Annotated in this window: 16 protein-coding genes; 10 read left to right on the top strand and 6 right to left on the bottom strand. The window is 48.1% G+C overall.

All coding sequences use genetic code 11. The features are described from left to right. Positions 1–237: 237 nt before the first annotated feature. The 4 genes from Q4Q52_RS08730 (at position 238) to Q4Q52_RS08715 (ending at position 5074) form a co-directional block, all read left to right on the top strand. The gene (locus Q4Q52_RS08730) at positions 238–1659 is read left to right on the top strand and encodes a TolC family protein (RefSeq protein WP_311990385.1); all 1422 of its coding nucleotides are present in this window, start codon (positions 238–240) and stop codon (positions 1657–1659) included. Next, positions 1649–2623, top strand: coding sequence for an efflux RND transporter periplasmic adaptor subunit (locus Q4Q52_RS08725; RefSeq protein ID WP_311990384.1), 975 nt, complete (start codon positions 1649–1651; stop codon positions 2621–2623). Before Q4Q52_RS08730 ends, Q4Q52_RS08725 begins: the two co-directional genes overlap by 11 nt. A gap of 80 nt (positions 2624–2703) precedes the next feature. Then, a complete protein-coding gene (locus Q4Q52_RS08720; protein ID WP_311990421.1) occupies positions 2704–3921 on the top strand; it encodes an ABC transporter permease in 1218 nt (405 codons plus the stop codon). 1 nt (position 3922) lies between these two features. Then, a complete protein-coding gene (locus Q4Q52_RS08715) occupies positions 3923–5074 on the top strand; it encodes an ABC transporter permease (protein ID WP_311990383.1) in 1152 nt (383 codons plus the stop codon). Between the two features lie 84 nt (positions 5075–5158). Here the strand turns inward: Q4Q52_RS08715 and Q4Q52_RS08710 are convergent, their stop codons facing one another. After that, complete coding sequence (locus tag Q4Q52_RS08710) at positions 5159–5560, bottom strand: hypothetical protein (RefSeq protein WP_220776333.1); 402 nt, start codon at positions 5558–5560, stop codon at positions 5159–5161. 388 nt (positions 5561–5948) lie between these two features. On the opposite strand from Q4Q52_RS08710, the gene Q4Q52_RS08705 reads away from it, so the two are divergent. Beyond that, the gene (locus tag Q4Q52_RS08705; RefSeq protein ID WP_012586678.1) at positions 5949–6104 is read left to right on the top strand and encodes a hypothetical protein; all 156 of its coding nucleotides are present in this window, start codon (positions 5949–5951) and stop codon (positions 6102–6104) included. Continuing rightward, positions 6101–7432 (top strand): APC family permease, encoded by a 1332-nt coding sequence (locus Q4Q52_RS08700; protein WP_311890618.1) that lies wholly within the window; start codon positions 6101–6103, stop codon positions 7430–7432. The genes Q4Q52_RS08705 and Q4Q52_RS08700 overlap by 4 nt, the downstream gene beginning before the upstream one ends. Before the next feature lie 137 nt (positions 7433–7569). Here the strand turns inward: Q4Q52_RS08700 and Q4Q52_RS08695 are convergent, their stop codons facing one another. After that, the gene (locus Q4Q52_RS08695) at positions 7570–10080 is read right to left on the bottom strand and encodes an Ig-like domain-containing protein (RefSeq protein ID WP_311990382.1); all 2511 of its coding nucleotides are present in this window, start codon (positions 10078–10080) and stop codon (positions 7570–7572) included. A gap of 29 nt (positions 10081–10109) precedes the next feature. After that, entirely contained in the window at positions 10110–10646 is a 537-nt protein-coding gene (gene yjgA, locus Q4Q52_RS08690) for a ribosome biogenesis factor YjgA (protein ID WP_006083240.1), read from the bottom strand. Between the two features lie 174 nt (positions 10647–10820). Between yjgA and pmbA the strand changes: the two genes are divergently transcribed. Continuing rightward, positions 10821–12164, top strand: coding sequence for a metalloprotease PmbA (gene pmbA / locus Q4Q52_RS08685; protein ID WP_311990381.1), 1344 nt, complete (start codon positions 10821–10823; stop codon positions 12162–12164). 242 nt (positions 12165–12406) lie between these two features. Here pmbA and Q4Q52_RS08680 read toward each other — a convergent pair whose 3' ends face one another. Together Q4Q52_RS08680 and Q4Q52_RS08675 are read right to left on the bottom strand one after the other, a co-directional pair. Next, on the bottom strand, positions 12407–14533 hold the full coding sequence (locus Q4Q52_RS08680; RefSeq protein ID WP_311990380.1) for a TonB-dependent receptor domain-containing protein: 2127 nt from the start codon (positions 14531–14533) through the stop codon (positions 12407–12409). 268 nt (positions 14534–14801) lie between these two features. Beyond that, positions 14802–15650, bottom strand: a complete 849-nt coding sequence (locus Q4Q52_RS08675) for a transporter substrate-binding domain-containing protein (protein WP_311990379.1) — start codon at positions 15648–15650, stop codon at positions 14802–14804. A 274-nt stretch (positions 15651–15924) separates the two neighbouring features. On the opposite strand from Q4Q52_RS08675, the gene Q4Q52_RS08670 reads away from it, so the two are divergent. Beyond that, on the top strand, positions 15925–16149 hold the full coding sequence (locus Q4Q52_RS08670; RefSeq protein WP_006087026.1) for a ribosome alternative rescue factor ArfA: 225 nt from the start codon (positions 15925–15927) through the stop codon (positions 16147–16149). Between the two features lie 216 nt (positions 16150–16365). Continuing rightward, positions 16366–17769, top strand: coding sequence for a class II fumarate hydratase (gene fumC, locus Q4Q52_RS08665; RefSeq protein WP_311990378.1), 1404 nt, complete (start codon positions 16366–16368; stop codon positions 17767–17769). 252 nt (positions 17770–18021) lie between these two features. On the opposite strand, the gene rimO is transcribed toward fumC, so the two are convergent. Beyond that, positions 18022–19440, bottom strand: a complete 1419-nt coding sequence (gene rimO / locus Q4Q52_RS08660; protein WP_311990377.1) for a 30S ribosomal protein S12 methylthiotransferase RimO — start codon at positions 19438–19440, stop codon at positions 18022–18024. A gap of 417 nt (positions 19441–19857) precedes the next feature. Between rimO and Q4Q52_RS08655 the strand changes: the two genes are divergently transcribed. Further along, entirely contained in the window at positions 19858–20571 is a 714-nt protein-coding gene (locus Q4Q52_RS08655) for an oxidative stress defense protein (RefSeq protein WP_063884277.1), read from the top strand. Positions 20572–20589 lie beyond the last annotated feature (18 nt).

The raw sequence follows: 20589 nt of genomic DNA, 5'->3' as shown, positions 1-20589 counted from the left end.
AATAAGTTTTAACTGGCAGGCTTTGTTCGGCTTTAGGCTTATATTGAAATGTAGCTCATGCTTATTTTCAAGCGCATGAGCATGTTGAGCGCTAAGGAGCAAAACTGAGATAAATCGCCTTAGTCGCTCGGTCGAAGAGTACTAGGTTCGATCCTCTGTGATCGTCCTTCTAGCCGCTTACCATGATGGATGTTATCATTCACAAAGGAAATTAGAGTAACTACTCTAGAGGTGTTAATGAAACTATCACGTGTGGCTTGGCTGTGTTTACTGCCCTTGCCTTGTTTATTGCCTTTGGCTGGTCATGCCCAGCCTACGAGCTTCACCGACGCTTGGCAACAAGTGCTGAAGGTGAGCGATAAGTTGCAAGCGCAATCCCAGGAAGTGAATCGCGCTAAAGGTGAAGAAGAGGCGGGCGAGAGCTTAAATCTGCCCTCCTTGAGCATTAATGGCAGTTATACCCACCTCGAAAAACCGATTGAACTGGATCTTCGGGATCTCAATCCCTTGGCCTCCCTTGATCCCGCGACTTTACCACCCGCCCTTGGCGGTGCTCTGGCGAGTATTCCGGGATCAATGTTTGTCACGCCTTTTACCGAGCAAGAGATCTTCCGCGCGAGCTTACAAGCCATGTGGCCGATTTATACGGGCGGGCAGATCACCGCAGCCCAAGGTATACACGCGGCTATGGTGGCTGAGAAGCAACAAGAGTTACAGCTTGCCACCCGTGATTTATTTACCCTATTGGTCGACAGATATTACGCCGTTGATGTCACGCTTGCGCTGGTGAATACCCAAACCGATCTTGTTGGCTCTTTAACTAAGCATGTTGATCATGCGCTAGCGTTAGAGCGAGAAGGCCAAATCGCTAAGGTTGAACGCCTCAATGCGCAGGTCGCCTTAGACAATGCCAAAGTCAATTTAGGCAGCGCTCGCCGTCAACATGAAATGGCAGTTATTGCTCTGTCTCGCATGTTGCAGCAAAGCGATGTTGGCACTGAGTCACCTCTATTTGTCTTGCCGCATGCGCCGTCTTTAGGTCAGCTCACTCAAGTGACGTTGAGCCAACATCCAGCGCTCAAATTGCTCGAAGCGAAGGAAGCGCAGGCCAATGGTTTGGTTTCATTAGAACAGGGCAAGTATTACCCCACAGTATTCCTCTTTGGTAATTACACACTTTACGAAGACGACAGCCTGTTTTCTCAGGTAGAGCCTGATTGGATGGTCGGTGTCGGCGTTAAAGTGCCTATTCTCAGCCGCGACGGTCGCAGTGGTAAGGTCGAAGCCGCCAAGAGTGCACTCTTGCAAGCCCGTTATACCAAGGCACAAACTAGGCAAGACTTGAGTCTGTTACTGGACCAAAGCTATCGCCAATTATTACAGGCCGAAGAAGAAGTGAAGGCGCTCGATACCTCACTTGAACTCGCCACCGAAAACCTGCGCTTACGTGACATCGCCTTTAATCAAGGGCTTTCAACTTCTATCGACAGAGTCGATGCCGAGCTGAAACTCAGCGCAGTTAAAACTCAACAACTGGCCGCCCGTTATCGTTATGTGCAAGCCTATGCCAGATTAATGGCCATCAGTGGTCAATTAGATGAATTTATCGGTCGTACCATAGCCCTTACCCAAGTGCAGGAGACAAACAATGCGCGCTAACAGAATACTTGCCCTTGTGGCGTTGGTCGCATTAGGCCTTATCTTGGCCTATGGCCTCAAGCTGGCTTACAGTCCGCAGCCGAGCCTGTTGCAGGGCCAGATTGAAGCCCGCGAATACAATGTCTCCTCTAAGGTGCCTGGCCGTGTTGAGCAAGTGCTGGTGCGCCGTGGTGACAGTGTGGCCGAAGGTGATTTGCTGTTCGCCATCAACAGCCCTGAGTTGGATGCTAAGTTGATGCAAGCCGAAGGTGGCCGCGATGCCGCTAAAGCGATGCAGCTTGAAGCTAACAACGGTGCCCGCAGCCAAGAAGTGATGGCGGCCAAAGAGCAATGGCTCAAGGCACAGGCAGCGGCAACGCTGGCTAAAACCACTTATACCCGCGTCGAAAATCTCTTCAACGAAGGTGTGGCCGCGAGACAAAAACGCGATGAAGCCTTTACCCAATGGCAAGCGGCGAAATACACAGAGCAAGCGGCATTAGCCATGTATCAAATGGCCGAGGAAGGTGCGCGGGCGGAAACCAAAGTGGCTGCTGCAGGTAATGCCCGTAAGGCTGAAGGTGCAGTGAAAGAAGTTAGCGCCATTATGGAAGATAGCCAAATGCGCGCACCTAAATCGGGTGAGATCAGCGACGTGCTGTTACAGGCGGGTGAATTGGCTCCCAGTGGTTTTCCGATTGTTAGTTTGATTGATATGCAGGATGCTTGGGCCGTGTTCCAAGTGCGTGAAGATCAACTTAAGCGCTTCAAGCAAGGCCAAAAAGTTCAGCTGAATATTCCAGCACTCGGGCAGGATGTGGACTTTACTGTGTCCCATATCAGCGTCATGGGCGATTTTGCTACTTGGCGCTCGACCGAAAGTGGTCATGATTTTGATATGCGCACCTTCGAGGTGGAATTGCGTCCAAGCCAGCCGATTGCCGATTTGCGTGTCGGTATGTCTGTGTTGCTGCGCAGTGAGTAAAAGCCGTGACTGAACGCACGCCCAACGCCAACACGGTCGACAAGACTAAGAGTGAATCACAGCCATCAAGCAGAAGCTTTATGGCCTTGCTCATTGCGTTAATTCGCCGTGAGCTCAGTGCGCTGTGGCGCGACCCTTGGCAGTTGGCGCTGATCAGTTATATTCCGCTGATCGGGATTTTCTGCCTGTGGTGGCTGTTCAGTGCAGGCTTACCAAGGCAACTGCCAGTGGCGATTGTCGATCAAGACCACAGTCAATTAAGCCGTATGCTGACCCGTCAGCTGAAGGCTAATCCTGTGACTGATCCACAAAACTTCACCGATTTAGCAGCGGCGGTGTCGGCGATGCAGCAGGCGAAAGTCTACGCTATCGTGGTCTTTCCCTATGATATGAAAAAAGATTTGCTCACTGGCCACAAGCCCACCATAGATGTGCGCTACAACAGTCAATTTTTGCTGGTGGGTAAGTTACTCTCAAGCCAAATTCAGTTGAGTCTGGGTGATGGTTTGTTGCAAGTAGCGGGCTTAAAACAGCTCGCCAACGGTACACCTAAATCCCAAGTGGCAGTCAATTTAAGCCCAGTCAAAAGTCAAACCACGGCTTTTTTTAACCGTAATAACAACTACATAGGTTTCTTAGTGCCGCCAGTGCTCGTTGCGCTATGGCAGCTGGTATCTATGTTAGTTATGGCCAACAGCTTAAATCGAGAGTTGCATCTCGCGCCCACGACTCAGGTCAATGGTATATCGAATACCTTAACCGAGCATTTTTGGCCTAAGGTGCTGGCGAAAGTGGTGTTGTTTACGCCGATATTGATGCTGCAGGGCGGATTTATTTTAACTTGGCTGTATTTGTATCTCGCGTTGCCGATGGCGGGTAGTTTAGCCCTATTGCTGTTAGCGCAATTAGTGATGTTGCTGGCGGTCTGGAGTCTGGTGTTATTAATCTTTGTGGTAATGCGTGACAGTGCGCGGGTCATCAGTTTTTGCACAGCCTTATTTGCGCCCGCTTTTGCCTTTATGGGGATCACTTTCCCCACCCATGATATGCCGCAATTGGCGCAGTGGTGGCGACAGATAATGCCGTCGAGCCACTATATTGAGTCCCATGTGAGCGTCGTCAGTTACGGCGCCGCTTGGCCTAATGTGGCGAGCCAGCTCAGCAGTTATTGGGGCTTTATCTGTTTGCTGCCTTTGATCTATTTGTTATCGCGTAAATTACTGCCCATCACGATCACCGCCAATACTATCGTGACAGCATATGACTCGGATGCTGTCTTACCTGGGAAGGGGCAATAGGATGAACATGTGGCGACTGATATTAACTGAACTTAAGGCCATTATTAGCGATAAAGCGATCGCAGTGACCTTGTTTGGTGGCGTGCTGTTTTATTCGATTTTGTATCCATTACCCTATTTAAACCAAGTGCCGACCGAGCAACAACTGATCGTGGTAGATTTAGATCATTCCTCCCTAAGCCGCCAGTTGATCCGCCATGCTGACGCTAGTGCAAAAATCCAAGTCATAGGCCAAGTGGGTTCGATTACCGAGGCGAAGCGTTTTATTGAGACGCGCAAGGCCCACGGTTTACTGGTGATCCCAGAAGGTTTCCGCCGCGACTTAATGCTGGGTAAGGGAGTGACGTTAAGTTATGGCGGCGATGCCAGTTATTTCCTGATTTACTCCGCGGTTGTCGAAGGTTTAGTGAGCGCGGGTATGGACGCGGGTAAGCAAGTGCAATTGATTGGAATGTTGGCCCAAGGCACAAATCCTAAACAGGCTGAGCAGAGTGTCAACTCAATTCACCTCAATAGCGTGCCCGCCTTTAACCCAAGCCTAGGTTATACGCCCTATGTAGTACCTGGACTATTTTTGCTGATCTTGCATCAAACCTTGCTCATAGGCACAGGTATTTTAGGGGCAGGGCAATGGCGCCAGAAAGGCTATTGGCAGCAGGTCTCGCCCATACAACTTTTATGTGGGCGAATACTCGCCTTCATGTTGATTTATCTTTTCTTTACTAGTTTTTACGTCGGCTATTGTTATCACTGGTATCACGTCAGCATTCAGGCAAGTCTGGGTGTTGTCGCGTTATGGTTGTTACCTTTTTTATTGGCTACCGCCGCTGCTGGGGTCGCCATGAGCACCTTGTTTACCCGCCGCGATTTACCGACCCAAGTATTGTTGTTGATTTCAATGCCAATCCTATTCGTGTCGGGTTTTGTCTGGCCGATAGCGCTCATCCCCGAACCGTTAGTATTAGGTTCGCAGTTTATCCCCGCCGTACCCGCGATTATGGGGATGTTAGAACTCAATCAAATGGGCGCAAGTTGGGCGAGTGTGATGCCCAAGTGGCTACAACTCTGGGGCTTATTTGCGGTTTTTTTCGGCTTAGCTATCTTAGGTATTAAGCGCAGAGTGAGATTGTTGGCTGAAGCTAATCAGCTTTGATGGACTCGCGGGACAGAGCATCTCGCGAGTATTTACTGGGCTTGAACTTTACAGGGGCTGTTTAGGTACTTCTGGAATTAATCTTTAGAAGTAAAGACTTTCTACAATTTTACCATCGACGAGCATATCGCACTTATCGCCTGAGCTCGACTTAGTCGCTTGAATGACGCCAGCAATCGCGCCAAATGCGCCACCTTGGCTGCTGAGCACTGAGCCGAAATAGCATTGGCTAGAAATCTTGAAATCCTTGTATTTGCCGCTCAAATTTTGGGTCGGAGTATAAGGAGGGAAAGTGCCTTTCATAACAGAGTCGCCATTCACTGAGAGTGAAATGTTTTTGCGTTCTGTATCAAAACTGCCACCAAAAACTAAGTTAATACCATCGATTTCAACAGTTTTTTCTTGAGCGATAATAGGTGGTTTTGCGGCGCAGGCGGCGAGAAAACAGCTGCCAATGGCCAGAGAGATTAAAGTAATTTTACGCATTTCATCTTCCTTTTGATGCGATAAAACAAATGAAGCAGTCGCTTCGCAAATTAAACGGCCCCTGTTTAATTTTTTGCCGAACGATTATATCTATATCTGCTTCATTTCCAATAACAAATTTAATACAAATGAAAAATTATCCTGTCTTGAGCTTATCCCTGCTTATTCCGTTAAGTTAATTCTCATCGCGCAGATAGCCAGCAAAGTGCCCTTGTTGGGTTGTCTTCTTATTGGTTTTGGGGGAGAATGCGCGCCGAAAAAATGGCCGATGTACTCAGTATCTCGGTTATTTTTATTTAGAGAGTATGCGTTTTAAAACAATTGAGGCCGGTAAACATCCGGAAATGATATGAGGTTCGGCTGAACCTATTTTAATGAGGACAAATCAATGGGGCTGTTGTGCGCCGAATTTTCGGTCATTGCCGTAAATCAAGTTGTTGAGTTAGCCATTAAGCCTAAAGTGCTGATGGTGAGTGACATGCCAAAACCAATTGCAGATGCATGGTTAGCTGTTCAACCCTGTGTGATGGGGGCGTGCTCATGAGTCAACACAAACCGGGTTTGAAGCAGACCCTCAATTTATGGCAAGTGGTAGTGATGGGGCTCGCCTATCTCACGCCTATGGCTGTTTTTGACACCTTTGGTATTGTTTCCGAGATTACCTCTGGCCATGTGGCTACGTCTTATCTATTCGCGCTGGCGGGAATTTTGTTTACCGCGTTCAGTTATGGCCACTTAGTGCGTAAATATCCCTACGCGGGATCAGCCTACACCTACGCCCAGAAAACCTTTAGTCCGAATGTCGGCTTTATGGTGGGCTGGTCGTCACTGCTTGATTATATGTTTATGCCAATGATCAACATGTTGTTGGCAAAAATCTATTTAACGGCCATGTTCCCCACTGTCGAACCTTGGATCTTCATTTTCGCACTCGTGACCATAATGACCCTGCTCAATCTTAAAGGGATTGATTTGGTGGCTAACTTTAATGGGGTGATAGTGTTTGTGCAGATCGCCATTATCCTCGTGTTTATAGCATTAATGGCCTATAGCATTTCCCTTGGTGAAGGCGAAGGTGCGATTGCGAGCGTACGACCTTTTTATACCGATAATATGGCGATTGTGCCGTTATTTACTGGCGCCACTATTTTGTGTTTTTCCTTCCTCGGCTTTGACGGTTTGAGCTCGCTGACCGAAGAAACGAAGGATGCGCAGCGTGTTATTCCTCGCGCTATCGTGTTGACCGCCTTGATTGGTGGGGTGATTTTTGTCGGCGTGTCTTATTTCCTTCAGCTTTATTTCCCCGATATTTCCCGCTTCCAGCAGCTTGATGCGGTATTGCCCGAAATCGCACTCTACGTTGGAGGAAACCTATTTCAGTCCATCGTATTAGTGGCGACTACAGTGGCCGTGTTGGCATCCGGCATGGCTGCCCACGCTGGCGTTGCACGGATTTTGTATGTGATGGGGCGAGATAACATGCTGCCACGTAAAGGGTTTGCTTATATCCACCCTAAGTGGCGTACTCCTGCATTTAATGTCTTGTTGGTGGGAGCGCTGGCGCTGTCTGCGGTATCATTTGATTTGGAAATGGCCTTAGCCTTAGTGAATTTTGGCGCCTTAGTGGCGTTCACCTTCGTGAACTTAGCCGTCATAGTGCAGTTTTATGTGAGGGAGCGACGTAATCAATCCTTTAAAGATCACCTGCAATACTTAGTCTTGCCCCTGTGTGGCGCTGGCACTATTGGCGTGCTTTGGGCAAACTTAGAGCCACAGTCATTAGAATTGGGATTAATTTGGGCTGCCGCGGGAGCTTTATATTTGGCCCTGCGTAGCATACGTTTACGCCGAGCAGTAGAGTTACAAAATTAGTTGCTGCATAGGATCATAGCGTTGCAGCTATTGTTAATAACTGACAAGGGTTTGATTGAGGCAGCATAGCCTTCTAATCAAACGCCCAATTGAAAAGACCCGCATTCGCGGGTCTTTTCAGTTTGCTTAATCGAGTTTTAAAGCGATGGCACTGTGAAACCTAAGTTGTCAGTGACCACATTTTTAGGGGTTGTGACTTTCAGCGATACACTAGCATTGGCCGATGCCGTAAATTTCAGCGGCGAACCTAGACTGCCTTTCGCATACACAGTATTGGGCACTTCGAAGGTTTTAGGCGCTCCAGCACAATCCACGCAAAGTTCGATACTTGTCTGAGCAGGCATGATTTGATTCGCGCTGTCGTGGACAAATACTACAAACTCAGAACTCGCACCAACGGCTACAGGTTTGATGTTATTCACACTCGGCAATAACACACCGTCTTGCATCACACTGATATAAGCCTGTGAGCCTGACATGCTCATTACTAAAGCTTTGCGGATATAGGTTTTGTTGGCTTGGTCTTTGCCACAGAGTGTGCTTTCGCATTGTGGACCGTTAAATTTACCATCGGCAAAACTATATTCTTTTGCTTGAGTATTCCAAAATGGTTCGGCTGAATTCCTAATGCCATCTTCATTGTCATCCCTAAACGCATCACCTAGATCACTAAAACCACTAGGAAGATAGGCTTCGATGTCCATACCATTGCCTGTGCATTTTTTTGCAACGCCTGAATTCGTTAAACAAGCCAAGTCAGTCACAGGCGTGCCATTGATGTCTTTACTGATATCGGCATCATCAAAGATGTTATTGCCATTGGTATCGAAGAAGGTTTCGTGACCTAAGGCATAAGCGAGAATCGTGATGCGGTGATCGGGTACGCGTGCCGTTTGTGAAGTCCAAACAACGCTACAAGTCCCTTTTTTAGTTAAACATGGAGAGGTTATGCCGCCACCTTCTGTCGTGAAGTTGACAGCAGTATCATCGGGTGCTGGATTGCCAAAACTATCTGAGGCTCGAATGGTGATCGTTGCGGTTTCACCATTAAAGTCACCCGCTTCTGGATTGAATACTGTCGTTGATAGACTAAACCCAAGCTGTTGCGGTAGACCAGTATTGACAGTTAATTGTTCAGATTGGCTAGTGATGACTTCTTTAGTATCAGCATCCACCGCTGTAGCGACCACACGCACAGGTGTGGGGACAGTGCCGGATAATACGCGCACACTGGCGATACCTTGGGAGTTAGTCAGGCTTTGCGCATTCGCAGTGCCATTAGCAAAACTTAAACCACCAACCACAGTGTCTAAGGTAAAGCTGACTTCTTGTTGTGCTGCGGGTTGACCGTTGGCGCTGGTGACTTTGAAGCTAACTAAAGAGGATTCGCTTGCACCTGTGCCGCCCGCACCTTTGATGCGAATTTGTGCTGGCTCTGCTGATTCAAAACTTAAGCTGGCCAGCGTTTGGCGTTGCAGGGTAAAGGGCAGACTGGCCGTTAAGGTCTGATTGCCCGCCACTGTGGTGGCGATGATTTGGTCGCTATGCTCGCTATTGCCACTGCAACTTGTGTCTTGGAAGGTTGAGCTCGCATTACCCGATAAGGTCGTCACTGGGGTATCGAGTGTCGCACTATTGCTGTTGGTGCAATCTGAGCTAAAGCTGATGGAAGAGGGGGTTTGCACTCGGGTAATAGTACCGTCATTGGCCTCTAAGACTAAACTTGCGGTCACCCCAAAGCTGCCACCTGCGCTGATCTTATATGCGCCATTGGCATCGGCCGTTAAGGTGCTCGCCAGTTTACCTTCGGTAAAGACGGCGCCATTGAATGAGCCGAGTTTCAGCGTACCTTCTTGATTGACCGCATCTTTACTCAAGACTTCATACAGACTGCTGGTTTGCAGTGATTGACCTTGGTAGTCCACTGTGACCGTGAGGGAGTTTGCCCCTAATTCAGTTGCACTTGGCGTATAAGGCACCTGGGCAATACCTTGATTGTCGGTTAATGCACTTGCAGGATTTAGCGCTGCAGAGCCGGCGCTGAACGTCACTTTCGCGCCTTCGATGCCGTTGCTTTCGCTATCGAGCAATATGGCTTGCAGTTGTACCGACTCATCGACTTTGAAGCGAGTCACTAAGGCTGAGCTATTTAAAATACTGGCGCTGAGTTTAGGAACGGCAGGAGAGGTACCATCGCTAACACCTAAAAACTCAAAATTGCGGGTAGCTGTTAGCGCCGTTGTGGAATCATTTGGGGTTGTCGTTGCAGTAATTATCCCTGCATTGACAAGTAAATCAGGATTACTAACGATAATAATGGCTTCACCGTTATTGTCTGTTAGTTTGCTATTAGGTGTTAATACACCAAGGTCTGTCGTAAAGTCGACTTTCTGATTGCTCACTGTAGCTGAGCCTTTCTTTAACTTCGCGACTGCGCAAAAACCTGTGTCTTTAGGGAAACTTTGGAGTGAAGTAACACTGCCGCATTCAGAACCCGATAAGGTCTTAAAGTCGATAGACAGTTTATAGATACCGTCAGTGGCATCTGTGCCACCGTTATCTTCGTCCGCAGGGCCGTTACAGGCCCCGAGTCCAAATAGTCCAATAAAAAGCAAAGCTAGGCTACATAACGTTTTGCTAAGTCGCATAAGCAACATCCTTGTGGGGCTGAAGTTAATTAGTCTTGGATTTCGCTGCGTAGATATTTAAACAGCTCTTTAGATGATTTTGATTCTGGACCTTTGGCCAGTTCTTTGGTCGCTTGACGCACCAAAGTACGCAGTTTCTGTCTGTCTAATTGCGGATAATGCTCAACTAAGGTTTGAATTTCAGCATCACCTTGGCTGAGTAAGCGTTCACGCATTTTTTCGAACATCTGCAACTTCGCAGTTTCGTTGTTGTTTTTATTCAACACGATAGCGAGTGAAGCCTTAATAGGCTCGATATCAAAATTACGCATCAATTTGCCGATATACTGCATGTGGCGACGATACGCCTCAGTATTAACCTTGATTTTGCGTGTTTGCAGGATAGCGTCGTACAAAAACTCATCCAGCTCGATTTTATCTAGCTGAGTCTTGCTCAGTGAAACAAGCTCCATACCGACTTTTTGCACGGCTTCGCTGTCGCGCTTGTCCGTTGTTTTGCTGCTGACATAATCTTCATCTATGTCGTAGGGCTGTTTAAAATGTTCTGAATCACCAACAATCTTCATATCGATAAAACCTCAAGTAAATAACTGGCTAATAATAACATCTCCAGCCAAAAATCGCCTAGGTGAATGTGCTTAGGATACGCGCTCAAGCCTAAGTCGGCGGTGAATAATTAATGTGAATGGGATTTGTGTTTGTTATGCTACGGCAATTGCCGACAACGAAAGAGTAGCTTTGTGTCTTTGAACAGAATCGATAGTGAATTGGGCGCGCTGAAAGATGCGGTGGCCGTGGCGCTGGAATATGCCAACAAATTAGGAACGAATGCTGCCGAAGTGGCAATCAGTAAACAACAAGGTTTGTCGGTTTCTACCCGTTTAAAAGAAGTCGAAACCGTTGAATTTAATAAAGATGGTGCCTTAGGGATTACGGTTTACCGCGATGGTTGCAAGGGCAGTTCATCGACGTCGGATTTAAGTCCAGAGGCTATCGCCTTAGCGGTGAAAGCGGCTGACGATATTGCCCGTTACACTTCGCCCGATCCTTTCAGTGGTCTTGCCGATAAAGCCTTGATGGCAACTCAGATCCGCGATCTTCAGCTGTATTATCCAGAAGATATTTCCCCCGATGAGTTAGCCCAACTGGCGATCCGCGCCGAAACTGCGGCACTCGATGCCGATCCGCGCATTAATAATTCCGACGGCGCCAGTGCCAATGCCCACACTGCGGTTAAAGTGTATGGCAACAGCCACGGTTTCTTAAACGGGTATTGCAGCTCGCGTTATAGCTTAAGTTGCAGCGTGATCGGTGAAGATAGTGAAGGCAATATGCAACGGGATTACGATTACACTATCGCCCGTAAATTCAGCGAGATGCTTGCACCTGAAACGGTCGGTTTAAAAACAGCCGAGAAGACAGTAAGCCGCCTCGGTGCGCGTAAGATCGCGACGACGCGTTTACCTATTTTATTAGCGCCAGATATCGCCACAGGGTTAATCGGCCACTTTATCGGTGCGATCAGCGGTGGCAGTTTATACCGTAAATCCAGTTTCTTATTGGATTCGATCAACACCCAAATCTTCCCCGATTGGTTCAATATCGAAGAGCAGCCGCATTTACTGGGCGCACTGGCGAGCGCGAACTACGACAGTGAAGGTGTGGCGACTCAAGACAGACGCATTATCGACCGCGGTATGTTAGAAACCTATTTGCTGACCAGCTACTCGGCGCGCAAGTTGGGCCTCACTAACACAGGTCATGCGGGCGGTATCTATAACTGGACGCTCGGCCACACAGGCCAAACCTTTGACGAATTGGTAAGAGACATGGGCACAGGTTTGATTGTGACCGAAGTTATGGGCCAAGGCGTGAACATGGTAACGGGGGATTATTCCCGTGGTGCGGCGGGTTTCTACGTTGAAAACGGTGAGATCCAATATCCAGTGGAAGAGATCACTATCGCGGGTAACTTGAAAGAGATGTTCCGTGGCGTGCAAGCCGTGAGTCAGGATTTTGATCTGCGCTCATCGATTCGTACCGGCGGTATCTTGTTATCTGAAATGAAGATTGCGGGTAACTAATCCATAGTTTTACTCTTTGTGCATAGTGCTTAAGTCGTCTTAGAGCTTTAGTGCCTGTACTCTAGTGTCAGTGGCATGAACGTGGTTTGAGCATAAAAAAGGGCAAGCGATTAATCACTTAATCTGCTTGCCCTTTTTGTTTAACGTTTGGATTAGAGTTATTCGCCCTAAAAAACCGTGTCGTTAAAAAGCCATGTGGTTAAAAACGATGTTATTAAAAACAGTGTCTTTAAAATCGGTCGTTAAAACGCATAGCTTGCGCTGAGTTCGAACGAGCGGCCTGCGCCGGCAATCTGGTTAAAGCCATTGGTATTATCGGCCTTAAATTCCGCCACACTCACGCCGCCCAACGGCAGCTCATAGTAACTGTCGAACAGGTTATTCACGGCGAAGGTAACAGTCAGATCCTGCCACTTCATGCTGCTGTTCAAATTAAGCAAGGAGTAGCTATCGGTCTCATTTTCAAGGCGGCGGTCATCTACACGATCTTTGGTCGCAACCCATTGCCATGAAAGACTGTTTTCCCAGTTACCGAGTTGATGTTGCAGTGCCAGTTCGGTTTGCAACGGCTTGATTTGATATAAAGGCTCATTGCCTTCATCTCGCTCACCACGGGTTACATTCACTTTGCCTAACACTTGCCATTTACCTGTGCTGGTTTCAGCAAACTGATAGAGCGCATTAAAGCGTGCACCATAGAGATTGGCATCTAAGTTAGTGAATTGAAGAATATTGCGTTTACCATCAGGTGAACTGGTGCGATTAAAACTGCCAATCACTTCGGCATCGACATAGTCAGTCACCGCTGTGTACCAAGCTGTGGTCGAGACTTGCCAGCTATCACTGTTATATTTGTAGGCCGCGCTCAGGGTATGGGCGGTTTCTGGTTTAAGATCCGGATTACCCACATAACCATTTCCATCGCCATACCAACCTATCATAGTGGTCGCCATAGTGCCGCGGCCCCAGCTGTAACGTTCGTACAGATTGGGGGCACGATTCTTGCGGGCAAGGCCAAACTCAAGTTGTTGATTGGCAGATAATTGATAGCGCGCCAGTAAGGTGGCGTCGATCAGATCATCATTACGCTCTCTGTCCATCTCATTAAAGGCCTGCGCCGCAGCGGCATCCATATTCGGCATGCCCATCATTGGCATGTCACTATAAGCTTGGACTTCACCAGTATTGGTGGTGACATACTCAAAGCGAACACCCGCCGATAACCACCAGCTAGGGCTCAAATCTTGCTGCCATTCGCCATAAACGGCGGCGCGGCGACGTTCGCCATCATTGATGTTGATGTAATCATTCGGCGCCATCATAGTGCCTGGCACTGCAGGCCACACATCGTCGAGCTGGTAGCTATAGAATTCTTGGCCGACCAGCAAGGTGCTGTCATCGCCCATTGGTAAGCGCCAGTGCAGTTGATAGCTGTAGTCATCACCTTCAGTGTTCATTGGCATCTTGCCGGTTTTTTCTGGGGTGAAAAAGCCCATCTCGTGCTTCACGCCGTGCCAATTGAATTGGGCGCTGAACTCGCCGTCATCGTCGAGTTTAAGTTGATAACGGGCGAGGGCACCGTAACTCTTGTTATCTGTCATATCCATGTATTGGTTAGCAAAACCTTGAAATGGAATATTCTGATGGGTCAGTTTGATGGCAACTTCTTGAGTGTCGTCACGCCATGCGGCGGTCAATGCGTGGTTTTGTGCGCGGTACAGAGTATCGATGACTTTATCGCCATTGCCATCTTTATAGCTGTTGGCATCTTCATAGGCGCCTTGATAGCTTAGGCTGATATTTTTGCTGGCGACTGTGGCGTTGGTGCCGAGTAATAAGGTGTCGCTCACGCTGCGGTATCCCGTTGAGATATCGCCGCTATTCCACTTGATGCTATCGCTTTCGCCAAATTTAGGATTAAGGCTGCTGACTTTGATCACCCCCGCGATATTGTCGCCACCCGCGCTGACTGGCGATACACCCGCAATCACTTCGGCTGTGGTGATTTGATTGGCGGAAATATAGGACAGCGGTGGATTCATTTGATTGGCGCAGGAAGCGGTAATGTCCGCACCATCAACTAACACTTTAATGCGATCGCCCATCATGCCATTGAGAATAGGTAGAGCCGATACGCCACCCGCTTCGGAGAAATCTACTCCTTGTCCTTTCAGCAGGTTTTCAGCCGAACCTAGCGTGTTACGGTTTTCGGTCTGTTGGCCGTGGACTTCTAAGCGTTCAATATTGGCTAATTCGCTGTCATCGGCCATTGCCTGTGGCGCTAGCGATAAGCCCATGGCGATTGCGAGGGATGAGGAAATTACTGAAGTTTTAAACGGGTGAGATAAATACGCAGAATTTGCAGCCATCTTATTGTCTTCCATTCACTTGGATTAATTGCGCTGCATTATAAAGAGCATCTAAGAGTGACAGGTGCGGCATATTGTCGCAGAGGGCAACAAAGCGGGTTAAAAACAGAATTGAGCTTGAGCAGAAGGTAAATTCCTCGCACGTTAATCACTTAGACCATGATTTTCTTTGACTCTTTAAACATTGTGCTCATCAATCATCGATAAGCGTATCAATGGAACCTGCGTTATCGGCCGTCAAAGGTGGGATGAGTTTTTAAGATGCGAGCTAACCAAAATACTTGCTATACAGCCGCTGAGTTTCGCCTTGGGAATCCATGGCAGCGAGTGCTTTGGCAAACTGGAAAGCTTTAGAATCAGGCGCTAACACTGTGGGATTATTATCTGGGCTGATGGGGTTTTCGGCGTGATAGTTAGGGTTGTGTCTACCGCGGAAGTGACGGCTTTTTTTCGAGAAACCGAGGTACATTTCCTGCGCAGATTGGCAGCAGTTATAGTGGAGTTTGAACTGAGTGGGGTCGCGATCGTTAAGGTAATAATGCAGTGTGGTTTGATCGTAGATGAAAAAATCCCCTTGGTTTGAAAGCAAATAATCCAAGGCTTTAGACACATTGAGTTCAGGCGGTTTACGTACTTGTATTTTGTCCGGCAGGCCGCCAAAGTCGTAACTGCCGGGGGCGATTAAGAGGGTCATCTTGTTACTGGCTAATTGCTCAATCGAGCGAATATCAGCGGCGCCTGCACGGCTAATGCCTATGGCGCGTTCTGAAAGTCCATTAGGGATAAAGTGCGCGTATTTAGCCCGATCTTCGGTGAAGTTAAGCCCGGGATAAAAGTCGATATTGCCGAGTTTGAGATCCCGCAGTATGCGTAATTTAGGTGCGCGCACTATATTGAGTTTGCAGCCAATCTTGTCCGCCGCGGCTTGGTAAAGGTCGTGATAAAATCCCGTATTATTGTGTTCGTCTCCGATAAAAGGTAAGCGTTCGCTGGTGCGATACCCCATAGTAATCACGCAGGCGTCGGAACTGGAAAAGGCATTGGCGAGCGGGGTTTGGAGTGTCATCAGCAAGAGCAGTGCGCCGAGCCAAGGTTGAGCGACTAACGTGGATTTCAAATTGATCTCCTTATCTGTCGATTACAAAGCGTAACCTGAGTGCCAATAAAGGTTATGGCAAAATCCGTAAACTAAACCTGAAAACCTATTAACTAAATCTTATTGATTATTAAGCTAATATATTATTTTTGTTTGAATAATCTATCATACTTTCCTACTAGTCAACGCCATTTTTTATGTTGGAGTGCACAAACTCTGTACATCTGATTTGATTGCGTTATAGTTTGCGCTGTTAGGCCATGGGCTTAACTTTCATTAAGCAGTGAGGCATAAAATGACTAAACAAAAACCGCAAAATATGACCTTAGAACACGAAAGTGGCCGAGGCACCATTACCGACAACGCACTTAAAGCGTTAGTGACGAGTCCCCTGTTTAGGACCCGCACCGAGAAAGCCAAAAAGGGCAAAGGGTCATATGACCGTAAGGCACAAAACCGAAAGGGGCATCAGCATAAGGGCGATGCCCCTTTTGACTTTCTAGGTCTGCGCTTTTGCTAATCTGTTGTTTCCCCTGTTTTAGCCCACTGGCTTTAATCCCTCGTTAGTCCTGCCCGTTCCTGCTACTTCCCCAGCCTCAACATCCGTCTTTACGCTTAAATCAGCCTTATTGTCGATAGTCGCTTTCCTTCTGAGAGCTTAGCTTGGAATGAATTGGTACTTTTACCCTGAGCGAGTATGGTGAATGCTTAGAGGGTTCTAGCGAAGGAGATGCGCATGGCACAGCAATATCGAATCGAACACGACACTATGGGTGAGGTAAACGTCCCCGCAGACTGTTATTGGGGGGCGCAGACCGAGCGTTCACGACAGCACTTTCGTATCGGTGTCGAAGCGTCAATGCCGATTGAAGTGATCCACGCATTTGGCTATCTCAAAAAGGCCGCCGCCATTACCAATCAACAACTTGGCGCTTTGACTCAAGCTAAAGCCCAACTGATTGCCCAAGTGTGCGATGAGCTGATCGCAGGTGAACTCGATACGCAATTTCCCTTGGTTATTTGGCAAACAGGCTCGGGCACGCAAACCAATATGAACGTCAATGAAGTGATTGCCTATCGCGGCCATGTGCTTTCGGGTGGGCAACTCACGGATACGGTTAAATGTTTACATCCCAATGACGATGTTAACCGCTCGCAATCTTCCAACGATACCTTTCCTACCGCCATGCACATTGCTGCTTATCGTCAAGCCGTTGAGCTGGTTTTGCCCTGCATGAAGTCACTACAGCAGAGCTTGCAGCACAAGGCCGAGGAATTTGCGCATCTAGTTAAAATCGGCCGCACGCATTTTATGGATGCCACACCGTTAACCTTGGGCCAAGAGTTTTCGGGTTACGCCGCGCAGTTAAGTCATGGCATCGAAGGCATTGAGCACAGTCTCAAGCGGGTGGCCGAGTTAGCCTTAGGTGCGACCGCCGTGGGCACTGGGCTGAATACGCATAAGGATTACGCCGTTAAGGTGGCGGACAATATCGCAAAGCTCACAGGCTTGCCCTTAGTGACGGCGCCGAATAAGTTTGCCGTCCTTGCTGCCCACGATGAATTAGTCGCCCTGTCGGCGGCCTATAAAGTCGCGGCGGTAGGTTTAATGAAGATCGCAAATGATATTAGGATGTTAGGTTCTGGCCCACGCTGCGGCATCGCTGAGTTATTCCTGCCTGAAAATGAACCGGGTTCGTCGATTATGCCGGGCAAAGTGAACCCGACTCAGGTTGAAGCCATGACTATGGTGTGCGCGCAAATCATGGGCAATGATGTCGCCGTTGGCATTGGTGGCAGCAATGGTCAGTTTGAGCTCAATGTGTTTAAGCCGATGATTATCGCCAATGTGCTGCAATCGGGGCGCTTATTGGGGGATGCTTGCCAATCGTTTAATGATCACTGCGTGGTCGGCATAGTGGCAAATGAACCACAGATTGCTAAGCATGTGGAAAACTCACTCATGCTAGTGACGGCGCTGAATCAACATATCGGTTATGAAAAGGCCGCTAAAATAGCTAAAAAAGCCCATAGCGAGCACAAGACACTGCGCCAAGCGGCATTAGAACTTGAGTTAGTCACGGAGGAAGAGTTCGAGCTTTGGGTTGATGCTAATAAGATGTTGGGGCCAGATGCTTAATGCTCAATTCATAACGTCTTATCCTAGATGCTGATAAATCAGCGAAATTGAGGCTGGCAATGAATCAAGATCGTGAGCCGAGATAATGAAAAGAAATAGTGTGATGAGATAGCGAGAAGAAATAGTGTGAGGCGAAGCAGTGGAGTAAGGAGGGTGAAGCATTCGCAGTGTTAATGCTTACGAAATGTTAAAAACAAAAAGCGAACCAGAGGTTCGCTTTTTGAGTCATAGCCTGTCCTGTATCAGAACGGCTTAGTCTTGGGTGTCAGCATCTACTACTTCAGCCCACAGATCGTGTTCGTCTGAATGGGTGATGCGAGCACGAACCAACATACCAGGTTCCAACTCAGTTTCACCATTGATAAACACCATACCGTCGATTTCAGGTGCATCGGCGAAGCTGCGGCCAATGGCGCCTTCTTCGTCTACATCATCAATCAGAATGTCTAAGGTACGGCCAACGAAACGGGCTAAACGCTCGGCGCTGATCTCGGCTTGGACTTCCATAAATCTGTGGTATCTGTCTTCTTTCACTTCTTCGCTGATAAGTTCGGCGATGGTGTTGGCGACAGCTCCATCCACTTCTGAATACTTAAAGCAACCGACGCGATCAAGACGTGCTTCTTTTAAGAAATCGAGCAGGATTTGGAAATCCTCTTCGGTTTCACCTGGGAAGCCGACGATGAAGGTCGAGCGGATCACTAGATCGGGACAAATTTCACGCCAGCGTTGAATCGCTTCTAACTGACGGTCAACACGGCCTGGACGCTTCATCATCTTCAGGATGCGCGGGCTTGCATGCTGCATTGGAATATCCAGATACGGCAGGATTATACCTTCGGCCATCAGCGGGATCAGATCGTCAACCCATGGGTATGGATAGATGTAATGCAGACGCACCCAAGCGCCCATTTTACCCAGTTGGCGCGCTAGGCTAGTAATGTCTTGCTTGACTGGCATACCGTTCCAAAAATCGGTACGACCGCCTTTGTCTTTGCCGTAGGCCGAGGTATCTTGGCTCACGACTAGAATTTCTTGTACGCCTGACTCCACTAAACGCTTAGCTTCATCTAAGATACTGCCCGCTGGACGGCTGTCGAGATCGCCACGTAGCGAAGGAATAATGCAGAAAGTACAACGGTTGTCGCAACCTTCTGAAATCTTTAAATAAGCGTAATGCTTAGGCGTTAACTTAACCCCAGTTTGTGGGATTAATGATGTGAAAGGGTTGTGCTCTGGCTTAGGTACATATTTGTGAACGTGCTTCAACACGGCTTCATAGCTGTGTGGGCCAGTGATTTCTAACACATCTGGATGCACTTCGCGGATTTGGTTTTCTTTGGCGCCAAGGCAGCCAGTGACGATCACTTTGCCGTTTTCTTCTAAGGCTTCACGCACAGCGTCCAGAGATTCTTCAACCGCAGCATCGATAAAGCCGCAGGTGTTGACGATAACCAGATCGGCATTGGCGTAGCTGTTAGTCACTTCGTAGCCGTCGATGCGTAACTGAGTCAGAATACGCTCTGAATCCACGAGGTTTTTTGGGCAGCCCAAAGACACGAAACCGATGCGATTCCCAGTGGTAACAGCATTAGTGCTTGCTGCTTCTAATGTTTTTACTGGGATATCAAGCGTGGTCGTTTGCTTGGGTTTAAAAGTTTCAACTGTCATGGTTTCTCGCTGAGGTTAGAGCAGCCTTAAAAAAGATGGCGGATTATACCTGAAGTGGTTAAAAGGTACAGTAGCTTTGGCTGAAAAGTGTACAACTGGGGCGCTGAATATGCCAGTTAACCCTAAGGCCTATTTTGGGTGTGGATATAGATATATCCGCTAGAGATCCGCAGTCGAACTCATAGGGATAAAAAGAGCTAAATATTTTTCAGAAAAATTAACCCTTTTTAAAATCCGCCGCGTTTATAGCGAGCAAGAGACAGTTTGTTGATGCTGTTACATATTGGTACAAGTATTGGCACTTTTTACTGATAGCCTAAGCGCTAAATAAGCGACACAGTCGTGTTAGCCGTCTCGTTTGAATATGCGTTCTATTTGAAGTGGTTTAGCTATAAGCACATTATTTTGGAGTAAGTTATGAAAAATTCTCTTTTAGCGGTATTGGTAGCGGGTGGTCTTTTTTCGAGTACGTTTATGGCGCCAGCAGTGCTCGCCGCTGAGGTCGATTTCCCCCACATTGAAACCATGGGGGTCAGCCAAATCCAAGTCGAGCCCGATATGGCGGATGTGAATGTGGAAGTGGCCGTGACCGAAAAAACCGCTAAAGCCGCCAAGGATAATTCCGATGCCGCCGTGGCTAAGTTTATCGCCCGTCTCACCGCAGCGGGAGTGACTAAAGACCAGATCCAGAGCGCGAATTTAAATCTTCAACCGCAATACGTGTATGTGCAGGATAAGGCGCCAGAGCTGACGGGTTACACCGCCAGTCGTCAAATTACCGTGACGGTAACAGACTTAAGCCGCTTAAATGCAATCTTAGATTCGGCTTTGGAAGAGGGCATGAATCGGGTGAATAACATCGCCCTTAAATCGAGCAAAGAAGCGGAATATGTCGCCAAGGCACGCCAAGCTGCAATTGTGGATGCCAAACAAAAAGCCGAGTCTTTGGCTAAAGGTTTTGGGGAGAACCTAGGTAAGATCTGGCAGATCCGTTATTACGATCAACGCCCCGTGCAACCTGTCATGTTACGCATGAGCGCCAAAGCCGATGCCATGGGCGCCGCCGAGAGCTATCAGTACGGCCAAGTGAGCATAGAAGATAGAGTCGAAGTGATTTATAAGTTGAAGTAACAAGTGTTGAAGAATAGG

The organism is Shewanella sp. SP1S2-4 (genome assembly GCF_031932075.1).
GTDB lineage: Bacteria > Pseudomonadota > Gammaproteobacteria > Enterobacterales > Shewanellaceae > Shewanella > Shewanella baltica.
This window is presented reverse-complemented; position numbering and strand designations above follow the sequence as displayed.

Excerpts from the sequence above, each read along its gene's own strand:
- Q4Q52_RS08730 (WP_311990385.1), top strand. The coding sequence starts at position 238 with ATGAAACTATCACGTGTGGCTTGGCTGTGTTTACTGCCCTTGCCTTGT.
- Q4Q52_RS08725 (WP_311990384.1), top strand. The coding sequence starts at position 1,649 with ATGCGCGCTAACAGAATACTTGCCCTTGTGGCGTTGGTCGCATTAGGC.
- Q4Q52_RS08720 (WP_311990421.1), top strand. The coding sequence starts at position 2,704 with ATGGCCTTGCTCATTGCGTTAATTCGCCGTGAGCTCAGTGCGCTGTGG.
- Q4Q52_RS08715 (WP_311990383.1), top strand. The coding sequence starts at position 3,923 with ATGAACATGTGGCGACTGATATTAACTGAACTTAAGGCCATTATTAGC.
- Q4Q52_RS08710 (WP_220776333.1), bottom strand. The coding sequence starts at position 5,560 with ATGCGTAAAATTACTTTAATCTCTCTGGCCATTGGCAGCTGTTTTCTC.
- Q4Q52_RS08705 (WP_012586678.1), top strand. The coding sequence starts at position 5,949 with ATGGGGCTGTTGTGCGCCGAATTTTCGGTCATTGCCGTAAATCAAGTT.
- Q4Q52_RS08700 (WP_311890618.1), top strand. The coding sequence starts at position 6,101 with ATGAGTCAACACAAACCGGGTTTGAAGCAGACCCTCAATTTATGGCAA.
- Q4Q52_RS08695 (WP_311990382.1), bottom strand. The coding sequence starts at position 10,080 with ATGCGACTTAGCAAAACGTTATGTAGCCTAGCTTTGCTTTTTATTGGA.
- yjgA (WP_006083240.1), bottom strand. The coding sequence starts at position 10,646 with ATGAAGATTGTTGGTGATTCAGAACATTTTAAACAGCCCTACGACATA.
- Q4Q52_RS08680 (WP_311990380.1), bottom strand. The coding sequence starts at position 14,533 with ATGGCTGCAAATTCTGCGTATTTATCTCACCCGTTTAAAACTTCAGTA.
- Q4Q52_RS08670 (WP_006087026.1), top strand. The coding sequence starts at position 15,925 with ATGACTAAACAAAAACCGCAAAATATGACCTTAGAACACGAAAGTGGC.
- fumC (WP_311990378.1), top strand. The coding sequence starts at position 16,366 with ATGGCACAGCAATATCGAATCGAACACGACACTATGGGTGAGGTAAAC.
- rimO (WP_311990377.1), bottom strand. The coding sequence starts at position 19,440 with ATGACAGTTGAAACTTTTAAACCCAAGCAAACGACCACGCTTGATATC.
- Q4Q52_RS08655 (WP_063884277.1), top strand. The coding sequence starts at position 19,858 with ATGAAAAATTCTCTTTTAGCGGTATTGGTAGCGGGTGGTCTTTTTTCG.